This window comes from Alsobacter ponti, assembly GCF_024294805.1.
Lineage (GTDB): Bacteria > Pseudomonadota > Alphaproteobacteria > Rhizobiales > Beijerinckiaceae > Alsobacter > Alsobacter ponti.
In genome coordinates, this window is the sequence record NZ_JANCLU010000009.1 from 33,790 (window position 1) to 46,196 (window position 12,407).

The following is a 12,407-nucleotide window of genomic DNA, read 5'->3' on the forward strand; positions in this document are numbered from 1 at the left end:
GGACGGTTCCTTCGCCATGGCCTTCTTCGTTCGCACGCCCCGCCCGCTGCAGTGGATCGGCCTCGCGCTGGCCGCATCGCTGCTCGCCTCCTGCACGATGGCGCCGAACTACTACCCCCGGAAGAGCGATTCCAAGCCGCATCCCGGCGTCGCCAAGGCGCAGACCTATCCCATCCACGGCATCGACATCTCGCGCTACCAGACCAACGTGAACTGGGCCGAGGTGCAGGACGCCGGCACGAAGTTCGTGTTCATCAAGGCCACCGAGGGCGGCGACTACCTGGACCCGCAGTTCTGGTCCAACTGGAGCGGCGCGAAAGCCGCGGGCATTCCGCGCGGCGCGTACCACTTCGTCTACTGGTGCCGCCCGGCCGACCAGCAGGCCCGCTGGTTCGCCCAGCACATCCCGCAGGACCCCGACGCGCTGCCCCCGGTGCTCGACCTGGAGTGGAACGGCCACTCGCTCACCTGCCCGCGCAAGGTGCCCAAGGAGCAGGCGCTGGCGATGATCCGCGTGATGCTGGGCGAGCTCGAGCGTCACACCGGCAAGAAGCCGATCATCTACACCGACATCACCTTCCACGAGGAGGTGCTGAAGGGCGAGTTCGAGGACTATCCGTTCTGGATCCGCAGCGTCGCGGCCGAGCCGCACGAGCGCTACAGCGACCGCCGCTGGACGATGTGGCAGTGGACCACCACCGGCCAGGTGCCGGGCGTGCGCGGCGCGGTGGACCGCAACGTCTTCAACGGCACCGAGAAGGAATGGGTGGCGTGGCTGAAGCGCGCCCGAGTCATCCAGGACGAGCCCATGGAGGCCGAGGCGACGGCCTCGATCCGCGCATACCTGCCGTTCTGAGAGGCGGCGGCGCGGCTCACAGCCAGCGCCGCACCTTGGCCGCGTAGGCCGTCCAGTCCGCGCCGAAGCGCGCCGCCAGGTGCTCCTCCTCGCGGGCGATGCCAAGCCAGTTCACCGCCGCCACCGTCACCGGCAGCAGCAGCAGCAGCCAGCCCCAGCGCAGCGCCACGGCGAAGGCGGCCAGCGCCATCGTGTTGCCCAGGTAGATCGGGTTGCGGCTGAAGCGATACGGCCCGTCCGTCACCAGCGCCTTCGCGCCCGCTGTCGGCAGCACCGTGGTCCGGGCCCGGCGCAGCGTCAGGAAGGCCCAGAAATCCAGCCCGACGCCGGCGGTGAACAGCGCCAGCCCCACCGTGCGGGGCAGCATCGCCAGCGCCTGGTCCATGGCGTCGAACGGGTCGACTTGCTGCAGCAGCCAGCCCAGCGCGACGGCGGCGAGGTAGATCATCGGCGGCCAGGGAAGGGCGTTGGGCCGGTCGCGGAAGGGCTGGGTCATGGACGGCGGGTTCCCCGAGGGCCGGCGGGCTCTTCCCCCCGGGCCGGGACGGGGTATTCTCCTTCTCGACCGCGCACAACAGGAAACGAAGCCGCCATGCTCGCCAACGCCGCCCGCCCGTTCAATTTCGACCTCGGGGAAACGGCCGACATGCTGCGCGACACGGTGCGCGGCTTCGCCCAGGCCGAGATCGCGCCGCGCGCCGTCGAGATCGATCGCACCAACCAGTTCCCGCGCGATCTCTGGCCGAAGATGGGAAGTCTCGGCCTGCACGGAATCACCGTCGAGGAAGACTACGGCGGCTCCGGGCTCGGCTATCTCGAGCATTGCGTGGCGATGGAGGAAGTCTCGCGGGCTTCCGCCTCGGTCGGCCTCAGCTATGGCGCGCACTCCAACCTGTGCGTCAACCAGATCCGCCGCAACGGCACCGAGGCGCAGAAGCGCAAGTACTTGCCGGCGCTGATCTCCGGCGAGCATGTCGGGGCGCTGGCCATGTCGGAGCCCGGCTCCGGCTCGGACGTCGTCTCGATGCGCACCCGCGCCGACAAGAAAGGCGACCGCTACGTCCTCAACGGCAACAAGATGTGGATCACCAACGGCCCGGTGGCCGAGACGCTGGTGGTCTACGCCAAGACGGACCCCGCCGCCGGCCCGCGCGGCATCACGGCGTTTCTCATCGAGAAGGGCATGAAGGGTTTCTCGACCGCGCAGAAGCTCGACAAGCTGGGCATGCGAGGCTCCGACACTTGCGAGTTGCTGTTCGAGGACTGCGAGGTGCCTGAGGAGAACGTGCTCGGGCAGGTGGGGCGCGGCGTCAACGTGCTGATGTCCGGGCTCGACTACGAGCGAGTGGTGCTGGCCGCCGGGCCGCTGGGAATCATGCAGGCGGCGCTCGACGTGGTGCTGCCCTATGTCCACGAGCGCAAGCAGTTCGGCCAGCCCATCGGCACGTTCCAGCTCGTGCAGGGCAAGATCGCCGACATGTATGTCACGATGAACGCCTGCAAAGCCTATGTCTACGCCGTCGCGAAATCTTGCGATCGCGGCGAAACGACCCGCGAGGACGCGGCGGGGGCGATCCTCATCGCGGCCGAGAAGGCGACGCAACTGGCGCTGGACGCGATTCAACTGCTGGGCGGCAACGGCTACATCAACGACTATCCCACCGGCCGGCTGCTGCGCGACGCCAAACTCTACGAGATCGGCGCGGGCACGAGCGAGATCCGGCGCATGCTGATCGGCCGCGAGTTGTTCGGGAAGTCGGAATAGGCAAGATCAACCCAGCGCGTTGAGACAACGGGCTGGATGACGGATTGAACCGGGGCTTCACGCCCCAATTGAGCATTGAATTGACGGTTCGCACGATTCCATTCGGAGTCCCGCTGGAAGCCGCGAACATCGGGCCCTGTTCCGTAGGGAGGTACCGCCGTGATTGTGCTGTTCGGGCGTATAACGTCGACGAATGTCCAGAAAGTCGTTTTCGCGCTGGAAGTTCTGGGCCTGGCCTATGAACGGCGCGACGCGGGCGGCGCGTTCGGCGTCGTCGGCACGCCGGAGTACCTCGCCCGCAACCCGAACGGGCTGGTGCCGACGCTGGAGGACGACGGGCTGGTGCTGTGGGAGTCCAACTCCATCGTGCGCTACCTCGCGGCGCGCTACGGACGGGACACGCTGTGGGTGGACGACCCCGGCCAGCGCGCGCTGGCCGAGCGGTGGATGGACTGGCAGATCGCCGAGTTCGCGCCGGCCATGGGACCGGCCTTCATGCACCTCGTCCGCACGCCGGCGGAGAAGCGCGACCCCGCCATCATCGAGGCCTCGCGGGTGAAGGCGGAACGCCTGCTGGGCATCCTCGACGCCCACCTCGCCGGGCGCGACGCGCTGGAGCACGGCCGCCTGACCATGGCCGACATCGTGCTCGCGCCCAACATCCACCGCTGGCTGAACATGCCCATCGCCCGCCAGCCCCACCCCAACGTCGAGCGCTGGTACGCCCGCCTCCGCGCGCTCCCCGCCGCCGCCAGGGCCCTGCCGCTGCCGGTGAGCTGAGGAGGGGGGAGGGGGCCAACGGCCCGCCAGTCCCCGGACCGGTGCAGCGGAGCGGAACCGGATCCGGGGCCCAGCGCAAGATGTCGCGCGTCAGCGCGTCCTCATGGAAAAGGCTTGTAAAGCGCCGCTTCGCGGCAACATCCATGCGCTGGACCCCGGACACCCCTCCGCTGACGCTCCGGGGTTCCGGGGACGGGCGGACGAGGTCCGCCCTTTGGGCGCCGCGTGCTCGGCGCAGGCGACCGCGATCCGGAACCGGGTCATTGCCCCTGCTCCGGCGCGAAGATGCGCAGGCGATGGCCGTCGGGGTCGAGGGCGACGAAGGTGTGGCCGAAGTCCATGGGTGTCGGCGGCTGGGCGATGGCGACGCCGCGCGATCTCCACGCGGCGTGAACGGCTTCCACCGCGGCGGCGTCGGGGAGGGCGGCGGCGATCTCGCTTCCGCCGGCGGGAACGGCGGCGTCCGGCCGTACGCCGTCGCGCCGCCACAGGCCGAGCATGCGTCCGCCCTCGAGCGCGAACAGGGCGAAGGTCGGCGAGCTTTCCACCGGCTCGCGGCCGAGCAGGGGCGCGTAGAAGGCGACGCTGCGGGCCGGGTCGGCGACGTAGAGGATGACGAGCGAAGGATCGAACATGGCGGGGTCTCCGAAACAGGACCCGCATGACATCGCCCATGCCGCTGACAGTTTCCGTCAGCAGCGGCGCTCAGAGCTGCGCGGCCACGCCCTCCTGCTCGCGCCATCGCTTCAGCAGGGCGGCGCGGCGTTCCGGCACGAGCGCCTCCAGCGTGTCGGCGGTCTCGATCCGGTCGACCCGGAAGTGACGGAAGTCCTCCCGCAGTTCGCACCACGCCGCGAGCACAAGCGCGTTCTCGAAGAAGGCGAGGGCGACCGGCCACACGACGCGCCGGCTCGCCTGGCCGGAGAGATCGCGATAGGCGAGGGCGAGCTTGCGCCGCGTGCGCAGCGCCGCGCGCAACACCGCGACGTCCACGACGGGGCGGGGCGGCCCGCGCCGTGTGACGCCGTTCGGCCCCGCCAGCAGCGGCGTGGCCTCGGCGTCCTCGCGCAGGCCGGCCGGCAGAACGGCGCGGATGCGCGCGGCGGCGTTCTCGGCGGCGCGGGTCAGCGCCGGGTCGCCCTTCTGCGCCACCAGCCGCAGGCCGAGCACCACCGCCTCGACCTCCTCCGCCGGGAACATCAGGGGCGGCAGGTCGAAGCCCGGTTTCAGCACGTAGCCGAGCCCGGCTTCGCCTGAGATCGGCGCGCCCTGGGCCGTCAGCGTGGCGATGTCGCGGTAGAGCGTGCGCAGCGAGACGCCGAGCTCGCCCGCCAGGACCGCGCCGGACACCGGGGCGCGGCGGCGGCGCAGGGCCTGCATCAGGTCGAGAAGGCGTGCGGCGCGCGACATCGGCGCAATCTAGCGCATCGCTTCGGCGAGCGAACCTCGCTCCGACGCCTCCCCCTCAGTCCTGCCTTGGCAGCCCGATGCGGTAGACGCCCTTGAAGTCGTCGGGGTCGACGGGCTTGCCCTTGCGGTAGATGACCACGCGGCCCTGGTGGGCGAGGCGGATGGCGGCGCGGCGGACGGGAATCATCAGCTTGCCCCACTCGTCCGGGTGCTTGCCGCCGACCAGCCGGGCGGCCTCGGAGGGGCAGATCGTCTTGTCGCCGCCGCGCTCGGCGACGAGCCGCACGATGGCTTCCTCCAGCGCCTCGGGCGCGGGGCGGGGCCTGGGGTCGGATTCGGGCTCGCTCATGCGAGGGCGTTTGCGCCGCTTCGCGCCCGGCGTCAAGCGCCGGCGTCGTCGCCCTCGCGCAGGACGAGGGCGCGGTAGCCGTTGGAGCGGAACTGCCGCGAGGCCATCACCGCCAGGACGCCCGCCGTGGTCGCCAGGAAGGCCCCCGGCCCCAGGAACCAGCCGAGATAGCCGAGCGCGAAGAAGAAGGCGCGCTGGCCCCGGTTGAAGTGCGCGCCGGCGGCGGTGGTCATCCGCGTCGTCTTGAGCACGTGCAGCCGGCCTTCCGGCGTGTCGGCGGAAGAGGGCGGCGGGGTCGCGCCGAGCAGGATCGCGGCGTAGTTGAACAGCCGGTACGACCACGCGAACTTGAAGAAGGCGTAGACGAAGATGACGGTGAGCCCGATCGTCTTCACCTCCCACATGGCGCGGGTGGACTGCACGGCGAAGGGCATGTCGGTGAACACGCGCTGCACGTCCTCCGCGCCGCGCAGCAGCGCCAGCGAGCCGCCGATGGCGAACAGCGACGTGGAGGCGAAGAACGCCGTGCCGTTCTGCAGGCTGCCCATGATCTGGGTGTCGACGATGCGCGGCTCGCGCACGATCATCCGCTCCATCCAGCGCAGCCGCTCGGCGTGCATCATGCCGTTCAGCGAGCGCGGCCCCAGCCGCCGCGATTCCAGCACGCGGTGGTAGGCGACCCAGCACAGGATGAAGAAGGCGAGCGCGACGGCGTCGAGGAGGGTCAGGTCCGGCATGGCCGAAGCTTGCGGCGTCGCGCCGCCGCCCGCAAGAGGCCGGGGCAGGGGCTGGCGAGAGGGGCGGCGCGCCGCCCGTTGACCGCCGCGCGGCGGCTCGCCATCCTGCCCGCGCGCAACCGGAGGTGAGCCATGCCGCAGACGATCGTCAAGGGATACAAGGCGCTGGTGGCGGAGGCCGAGGCGGCGGTGGAGACCATCCCCGCCGAGGAGGCGATCGGGCTCGTCGGCCGCGACGACGTCGTGCTGGTCGACCTGCGCGACCCGCGCGAGCTGGAGCGCGAAGGCAAGGCGCCTGGCGCGTTCCACTGCCCGCGCGGCATGCTGGAGTTCTGGATCGACCCGGAGAGCCCCTACCACAAGCCGGTCTTCGCGCAGGACAAGCGCTTCGTGTTCTTCTGCGGCGGCGGCTGGCGCTCGGCGCTGGCGGCGAAGGCGGCGCAGGAGATGGGCCTGAAGCCGGTGGCGCATGTCGCCGGCGGCTTCGCCGCGTGGAAGAAGGCGGGCGGGCCGGTGGAAGGCGGCGAGCCGAAGCCGGGGGCCTGAGCCCCGGCCCGGCGCGCGAGGCGGGGCTGTTGCGTTCGGCGGCGCTTCGGCCATGATCGCCCGCGAGGCGACGCGGGGGGCGTCGCGCCGCACGCGGGGCTGACACTTGACCATCCTTACTTCCGCCGTCGACCGCCAAGCGCCGGACGTCCAGGCCAACGCCGCCGAGTGGCGGCGGCTCGCCGACGAGTTGCGCGAGCGGCGGGCGGAGGCGGCGCAGGGCGGGCCGGCAAGGGCGCGCGAGCGCCATTTGTCGCGCGGCAAGCTGCTGCCGCGCGAGCGCGTCATGCGGCTCATCGACCCCGGCTCGCCCTTCCTCGAGATCGGCCAGCTCGCCGCCAACTCCATGTACGAGGACGCCATCCATGGGGCCGGGCTCATCGCCGGCGTCGGCCGGGTGGAGGGGCGGGAGGCGATGGTCGTGTGCAACGACTCGACCATCAAGGGCGGCACCTATTACCCGATGACGGTGAAGAAGCACCTGCGCGCCCAGGAGATCGCGCGCGAGAACCGCCTGCCGTGCGTCTATCTCGTCGATTCGGGCGGCGCCAACCTGCCGCACCAGACCGAGGTGTTCCCGGACCGCGAGCATTTCGGCCGCATCTTCTACAACCAGGCGACGCTGTCCTCGCTCGGCATCCCGCAGATCGCGGTGGTGATGGGCTCTTGCACGGCGGGCGGGGCCTACGTGCCGGCCATGTCCGACGAGACGGTGATCGTGCGCCGCCAGGGCACCATCTTCCTGGGCGGCCCGCCTCTGGTGAAGGCGGCGACGGGCGAGGAGGTCTCGGCCGAGGATCTCGGCGGGGCGGACGTCCACGCCCGCGTCTCCGGCGTCGCCGACCACTACGCCGCGGACGACGCCCACGCTTTGGCCATCGCGCGGCGGATCGTCGTCAACCTCAACAGCGTCAAGCGTCCCGACATCGCCATGGCCGAGCCGGAGGATCCGCTGCTCGACCCCGCCGACCTCGAGGCGCTGGTGCCGGTAGACCTCAAGAAGCAGTACGACATCCGCGAGGTGATCGGCCGCCTCGTCGACGGCTCGCAGTTCGACGAGTTCAAGGCGCTCTACGGGACGACTTTGGTCACCGGCTTCGCGCGCATCTGGGGCATGCCGGTGGGCATCGTCGCCAATAACGGCATCCTGTTCTCGGAATCGGCGCTGAAGGGCGCGCACTTCATCGAGCTGTGCGGGCAGCGGCGCATTCCGCTGCTGTTCCTGCAGAACATCTCGGGCTTCATGGTGGGCCGGCAATACGAGGCCGGCGGCATCGCCAAGGACGGGGCGAAGCTGGTGACGGCGGTGGCCTGCGCGCGCGTGCCGAAGATCACCGTCATCGTCGGCGGCTCGTTCGGCGCGGGCAATTACGGCATGTGCGGGCGCGCCTACGGGCCGCGCTTCCTTTTCACGTGGCCGAACGCGCGCATCTCGGTGATGGGCGGCGAGCAGGCGGCGAGCGTGCTCGCCACCGTCAAGCGCGACAACATCGAGGCCGAGGGCCGTCAGTGGAGCGCGCAGGACGAGGAGGCGTTCAAGGCGCCGATCCGCTCGCGCTACGAGGCGGAGGGCCACCCCTACTACGCCACCGCGCGCCTGTGGGACGACGGCATCATCCTGCCCTCGGAAACCCGCCGCGTGCTGGGCCTCGCCTTCTCCGCCTGCCTCAACGCCCCCGTGGAGGAGACGCGCTTCGGCGTGTTCCGGATGTAGTCATGTATGACGCCGGCCGGCCTCCCCGGAGGGAGCGCCGGCCGTCGGTCGTGGCGGGCCTTAAGCCGTGCTGGCGGCCTTGAGGCCGAGGGCGGCCTGGGCGGCGGCGAGGCGGGCGATGGGGACGCGGTAGGGCGAGCAGGAGACGTAGTCCAGCCCGACGCTCTCGCAGAAGGCGATGGAGGCCGGGTCGCCGCCGTGCTCGCCGCAGATGCCGAGCTTGAGCGAGCCGCGCGTCTTGCGGCCGCGCTCGGCGGCGAGGCGCACCAGCTCGCCCACGCCCTCGGCGTCGATGGTGACGAACGGGTCGGCCGGCAGGATCGCCTTGGCCGTGTACGGGCCGAGGAACGAGGCGGCGTCGTCGCGCGAGATGCCCAGCGTCGTCTGGGTGAGGTCGTTGGTGCCGAACGAGAAGAACTCGGCGCTCTCGGCGATCTCACCGGCCCGCAGCGCGGCGCGGGGCAGCTCGATCATGGTGCCGACCTGGTAGTCGAGGGCGGCGCCCGTCTCCTTCTTCACCGCCTCGGCCATGGCGACGATGCGCTCCTTGACGAGGTCCAGCTCGGGCTTGGTCATCACCAGCGGCACCATCACCTCGGGGATCACCGGCTGGCCGCTCGCCTTGGCGGCCTGCACGGCGGCCTCGAAGATGGCGCGGGCCTGCATCTCGGCGATCTCGGGATAGGCGACGGCGAGTCGGCAGCCGCGGAAGCCGAGCATCGGGTTGAACTCGTGCAGCTCGGCGGCGCGGCGCTTCAGCTTGTCGGCGTCCGCGCCCATGGCGGCGGCGACCTCGGCGATCTCCTCGTCCGTGTGCGGCAGGAACTCGTGCAGCGGCGGGTCGAGCAGGCGGATCGTCACCGGCAGGCCGCTCATGATCGAGAACAGCTCGACGAAGTCGGCGCGCTGCATCGGCAACAGCTTGGCGAGCGCGGCGCGGCGGCCCTTCTCGTCGTCGGCGAGGATCATCTCGCGCACGGCGACGATGCGCTCGCCCTCAAAGAACATGTGCTCGGTGCGGCACAGGCCGATGCCCTCCGCGCCGAAGCCGCGCGCCGCGCGGGCGTCGCGCGGCGTCTCGGCGTTGGCGCGCACCTTCATGCGGCGGACGCCGTCGGCCCAGCCCATCAGCGTGCCGAACTCGCCCGAGAGCTGCGGCTCGAGCATCTTCACCTCGCCGACGAGGACCTGGCCGGTGCCGCCGTCGATGGTGATCCAGTCGCCCTTCTTCAGCGTGACGCCGCCGGCGGTGAGGGTCTGCGCCGCGTAGTCGACGCGCAGGCCGCCCGCGCCCGACACGCAGGGCTTGCCCATGCCGCGCGCCACCACGGCCGCGTGCGAGGTCATGCCGCCGCGCGTGGTGAGGATGCCCTCGGAGGCGTGCATGCCGTGGATGTCTTCCGGGCTGGTCTCGATGCGCACCAGGATGACGCGCCGACCGGCGGCGCGGGCCTGCTCGGCCTCGTCGCTGTCGAACACCACCTCGCCGCCCGCCGCGCCGGGAGAGGCGGGCAGGCCGGTGGCGATGATCTTGCGCTCGGCGGCGGGGTCGATGGTGGGGTGCAGGAGCTGGTCGAGGGCGGCGGGGTCGATGCGGCCGATCGCCTCCTCGTGCGTCAGCACGCCCTCGCTGGCGAGGTCGACGGCGATCTTCAGCGCCGCCTTGGCGGTGCGCTTGCCGTTGCGCGTCTGAAGCATCCACAGCTTGCCGCGCTCGATGGTGAACTCGACGTCCTGCACGTCGCGATAGTGCTTCTCCAGCAGGCCGCAAATGCGGATGAACTCCGCGTAGGCCTGCGGCATGGCGCGCTCCAGCGAGGGCCGGTCCGAGCCGGCGGCGATGCGCGCCGCCTCGGTGATGTCCTGCGGCGTGCGGATGCCGGCGACCACGTCCTCGCCCTGGGCGTTGATGAGGAACTCGCCGTAGAGCTCCTTCGCGCCGGTGGAGGGGTTGCGCGTGAAGGCGACGCCGGTGGCCGAGGTCTCGCCGAGATTGCCGAACACCATGGCCTGCACGTTGACGGCCGTGCCCCAGCTCGCCGGGATGCCGTGCAACTCGCGGTACTTGTTCGCGCGCTGGTTCATCCACGAGCCGAACACGGCGCCGATGGCGCCCCACAGCTGGTCGCGCGGGTCCTGCGGGAAGGGCCGGCCCAGCTCCGCCTGCACGGTGTCCTTGAACTTGCCGACCAGCACCTGCCAGTCGGCGGCGGAGAGGTCGGTGTCGAGCTTGTAGTTCTTGCGCTCCTTGTATTCCTCCAGGTGGTCCTCGAAGAAGCCGTGGTCGACGCCCAGCACCACGTCCGAATACATCTGGATGAAGCGGCGGTAGCTGTCATAGGCGAAGCGCGCGTCGCCGGAGCTGCGGGCGATGGCCTCGACGGTGACGTCGTTGAGGCCGAGATTGAGCACGGTGTCCATCATGCCCGGCATCGAGGCGCGGGCGCCGGAGCGCACGGAGACGAGCAGGGGGTTCTCCGAATCGCCGAACGTCTTGCCGGTGATCGCCCCCACCCGGTCCAGCGCGGCCTGGACCTGGCCCTCGAGATCGGCCGGATAGGTCTGGCCGTTGGCGTAGTAGTAAGTGCAGACCTCGGTGGAGATGGTGAAGCCGGGAGGGACGGGCAGCCCGAGATTGCTCATCTCGGCCAGGTTCGCGCCCTTGCCGCCGAGCAGGTTGCGCATGTCGGCCTGTCCCTCGGCCTTGCCGTCGCCGAAGCTGTACACCCACTTGGTCATCTACGCCGTCCTCTTATTGCGCCTGCGAGAACCACGCCGCCTGCATTGCCCAGCCCCAATCAAAACGCAATGGGGCAAACAGATGAGACGGCCGCGCATCCGCGCCGGATGCGGGCCCGCATTCACCCCGGGATCGATGGCGGGAGCTGGGCCGTTCGCTGACGAAAGCGGGGCGGCTGCCCCGTCCCGTCGGAACGGCCCGGATCGTTTCAGGGTTCCATGCGCAGCTGGAGACTCAGCTTGCGGCTCAGCGCGGCGGCTCAGCCGGCCTTGCGCAGGGCGAGGCCGACGGCGATCCAGCTCGCGCCGGTGAACAGCAGGTCGATGCCGAGGAACACGCCGAGCACGGTGAGGCCGGACACCGGCCAGCCGGCGAGGATCATCACGCCCAGCAGCAGCGTGACCACGCCCGACAGCGCCACCCAGCCCCACGGCGCGCCTTCCTTCATCTGGAACGCGAGCACGATGTGGACGATGCCGGAGGCGATGAGCGCCGCGCCGACGAACAGCGTCAGCACCACCGCCGAGACGAGCGGCATCGACACCGTGACGATGCCCGCCACGACGTAGAGCAGGCCGACCAGCACCCACAGGAAGAACTTGCTCCACGTCTTCACCGCGAAGCCGTGGATGATCTCGCCGATGCCGCTGACGATCATGGCCGCGCCGGCGAAGATCACGACGGTGAAGGTCGCCAGCACGGCGTTGCCGAGCGCGAACAGGCCGCACAGCGCCATCAGCACGCCGAGCGCGACGAGCCAGCCCCATTTCGCCCGCAGCGTGCCGATGCCGTTGCCGAGGCCGATTGCCGAAACAGGCGCCGCATTGGTCATGGTCTTCCCCCATTTCCGTCAAGTTGCGAGGCGTAGTTTGAGCTTTATTCCAAGGGCTTGCAACTCTTGCGAGTATAGAACTCGCCGGCTGCGCGATTGGCTTCACTGGCGGGCGCTTCGCCTCCTTCCGGCGCGCCGCGGGGACATGGAACCCGCCGCCTCGCGGGCGTATTGTCTTGGCATGAGCCGCGCCTTTGTCAGGGAGCAGGACGACCCGGAGATCTTCGACGAGCTTCCGGACCGTCCGATCAGCCCGCACCCCAATCTCGTCACCCCCGAGGGCCTCGCCCTGATCGAGGCGCATGTCGCGCGCCTGCAGGACGAACTGTCCCGCGCCCAGGCGGAGGCCGCCGACGAGGAGGGCGGCGACGACGAGCACGAGGCGCTGGCGCGCATCGGGCGCGACCTGCGCTACTGGATGCACCGGCGCTCCTCGGCCGAGGTGGTGCCGCCCAACGAGGCCGTCGACAAGGTGTATTTCGGCTCGCGCGTCACCATCGAGCGCGACGACGGCCGCACGCAGCAGTTCCGCATCGTGGGCGAGGACGAGGCCGATCCCACCGAGGGCCGGCTGTCCTATGTGTCGCCGCTCGCCCGCGAGCTGATGGGCAAGACGGTCGGCGACATCGTCATCGCCGGGCAGGGCGAGGCGGAGATCGTCGAGATCGGCTGAGCTTA

Annotated in this window: 13 protein-coding genes; 6 read left to right on the forward strand and 7 right to left on the reverse strand. The window is 70.6% G+C overall.

From position 1 onward, the window contains the following. The first annotated feature begins 16 nt into the window (after positions 1–16). Complete coding sequence (locus NK718_RS10905) at positions 17–856, forward strand: glycoside hydrolase family 25 protein (protein WP_254741751.1); 840 nt, start codon at positions 17–19, stop codon at positions 854–856. Positions 857–872: 16 nt separating this feature from the next. Here NK718_RS10905 and NK718_RS10910 read toward each other — a convergent pair whose 3' ends face one another. Next, positions 873–1,352, reverse strand: a complete 480-nt coding sequence (locus NK718_RS10910; RefSeq protein WP_254741753.1) for a methyltransferase family protein — start codon at positions 1,350–1,352, stop codon at positions 873–875. Between the two features lie 96 nt (positions 1,353–1,448). On the opposite strand from NK718_RS10910, the gene NK718_RS10915 reads away from it, so the two are divergent. Next, positions 1,449–2,621 (forward strand): isovaleryl-CoA dehydrogenase, encoded by a 1,173-nt coding sequence (locus NK718_RS10915; RefSeq protein ID WP_254741756.1) that lies wholly within the window; start codon positions 1,449–1,451, stop codon positions 2,619–2,621. Between the two features lie 159 nt (positions 2,622–2,780). Further along, positions 2,781–3,401 (forward strand): glutathione S-transferase family protein, encoded by a 621-nt coding sequence (locus NK718_RS10920; RefSeq protein ID WP_254741759.1) that lies wholly within the window; start codon positions 2,781–2,783, stop codon positions 3,399–3,401. Between the two features lie 260 nt (positions 3,402–3,661). On the opposite strand, the gene NK718_RS10925 is transcribed toward NK718_RS10920, so the two are convergent. From NK718_RS10925 to NK718_RS10940, 4 genes are all read right to left on the reverse strand, one after another. Then, positions 3,662–4,036, reverse strand: a complete 375-nt coding sequence (locus NK718_RS10925; RefSeq protein ID WP_254741762.1) for a VOC family protein — start codon at positions 4,034–4,036, stop codon at positions 3,662–3,664. Between the two features lie 70 nt (positions 4,037–4,106). Next, positions 4,107–4,811 (reverse strand): helix-turn-helix transcriptional regulator, encoded by a 705-nt coding sequence (locus tag NK718_RS10930; RefSeq protein WP_254741764.1) that lies wholly within the window; start codon positions 4,809–4,811, stop codon positions 4,107–4,109. Between the two features lie 55 nt (positions 4,812–4,866). Next, positions 4,867–5,160: a DUF3253 domain-containing protein gene (locus NK718_RS10935; protein WP_254741765.1), complete on the reverse strand. Its 294-nt coding sequence runs from the start codon at positions 5,158–5,160 to the stop codon at positions 4,867–4,869. A gap of 32 nt (positions 5,161–5,192) precedes the next feature. Beyond that, entirely contained in the window at positions 5,193–5,897 is a 705-nt protein-coding gene (locus NK718_RS10940; RefSeq protein WP_254741766.1) for a DUF599 domain-containing protein, read from the reverse strand. Positions 5,898–6,029: 132 nt separating this feature from the next. Between NK718_RS10940 and NK718_RS10945 the strand changes: the two genes are divergently transcribed. Both NK718_RS10945 and NK718_RS10950 read left to right on the forward strand, forming a co-directional pair. Beyond that, entirely contained in the window at positions 6,030–6,443 is a 414-nt protein-coding gene (locus NK718_RS10945) for a rhodanese-like domain-containing protein (protein ID WP_254741767.1), read from the forward strand. Between the two features lie 106 nt (positions 6,444–6,549). After that, positions 6,550–8,157, forward strand: coding sequence for a carboxyl transferase domain-containing protein (locus NK718_RS10950; RefSeq protein WP_254741769.1), 1,608 nt, complete (start codon positions 6,550–6,552; stop codon positions 8,155–8,157). 60 nt (positions 8,158–8,217) lie between these two features. Here the strand turns inward: NK718_RS10950 and ppdK are convergent, their stop codons facing one another. Both ppdK and NK718_RS10960 read right to left on the reverse strand, forming a co-directional pair. Beyond that, a complete protein-coding gene (gene ppdK, locus NK718_RS10955) occupies positions 8,218–10,896 on the reverse strand; it encodes a pyruvate, phosphate dikinase (protein ID WP_254741771.1) in 2,679 nt (892 codons plus the stop codon). Positions 10,897–11,156: 260 nt separating this feature from the next. Beyond that, positions 11,157–11,729 (reverse strand): HdeD family acid-resistance protein, encoded by a 573-nt coding sequence (locus NK718_RS10960; RefSeq protein ID WP_254741773.1) that lies wholly within the window; start codon positions 11,727–11,729, stop codon positions 11,157–11,159. 181 nt (positions 11,730–11,910) lie between these two features. On the opposite strand from NK718_RS10960, the gene greA reads away from it, so the two are divergent. Then, the gene (gene greA, locus NK718_RS10965) at positions 11,911–12,402 is read left to right on the forward strand and encodes a transcription elongation factor GreA (RefSeq protein WP_254741775.1); all 492 of its coding nucleotides are present in this window, start codon (positions 11,911–11,913) and stop codon (positions 12,400–12,402) included. Positions 12,403–12,407 lie beyond the last annotated feature (5 nt).

What these genes read in the sequence shown, in the direction of transcription:
- NK718_RS10915 (WP_254741756.1), top strand. Translation starts at nt 1,449, where the DNA reads ATGCTCGCCAACGCCGCCCGCCCGTTCAATTTCGACCTCGGGGAAACG.
- NK718_RS10945 (WP_254741767.1), top strand. Translation starts at nt 6,030, where the DNA reads ATGCCGCAGACGATCGTCAAGGGATACAAGGCGCTGGTGGCGGAGGCC.
- NK718_RS10940 (WP_254741766.1), bottom strand. Translation starts at nt 5,897, where the DNA reads ATGCCGGACCTGACCCTCCTCGACGCCGTCGCGCTCGCCTTCTTCATC.
- NK718_RS10925 (WP_254741762.1), bottom strand. Translation starts at nt 4,036, where the DNA reads ATGTTCGATCCTTCGCTCGTCATCCTCTACGTCGCCGACCCGGCCCGC.
- NK718_RS10960 (WP_254741773.1), bottom strand. Translation starts at nt 11,729, where the DNA reads ATGACCAATGCGGCGCCTGTTTCGGCAATCGGCCTCGGCAACGGCATC.
- NK718_RS10930 (WP_254741764.1), bottom strand. Translation starts at nt 4,811, where the DNA reads ATGTCGCGCGCCGCACGCCTTCTCGACCTGATGCAGGCCCTGCGCCGC.
- NK718_RS10910 (WP_254741753.1), bottom strand. Translation starts at nt 1,352, where the DNA reads ATGACCCAGCCCTTCCGCGACCGGCCCAACGCCCTTCCCTGGCCGCCG.
- NK718_RS10935 (WP_254741765.1), bottom strand. Translation starts at nt 5,160, where the DNA reads ATGAGCGAGCCCGAATCCGACCCCAGGCCCCGCCCCGCGCCCGAGGCG.
- greA (WP_254741775.1), top strand. Translation starts at nt 11,911, where the DNA reads ATGAGCCGCGCCTTTGTCAGGGAGCAGGACGACCCGGAGATCTTCGAC.
- ppdK (WP_254741771.1), bottom strand. Translation starts at nt 10,896, where the DNA reads ATGACCAAGTGGGTGTACAGCTTCGGCGACGGCAAGGCCGAGGGACAG.
- NK718_RS10905 (WP_254741751.1), top strand. Translation starts at nt 17, where the DNA reads ATGGCCTTCTTCGTTCGCACGCCCCGCCCGCTGCAGTGGATCGGCCTC.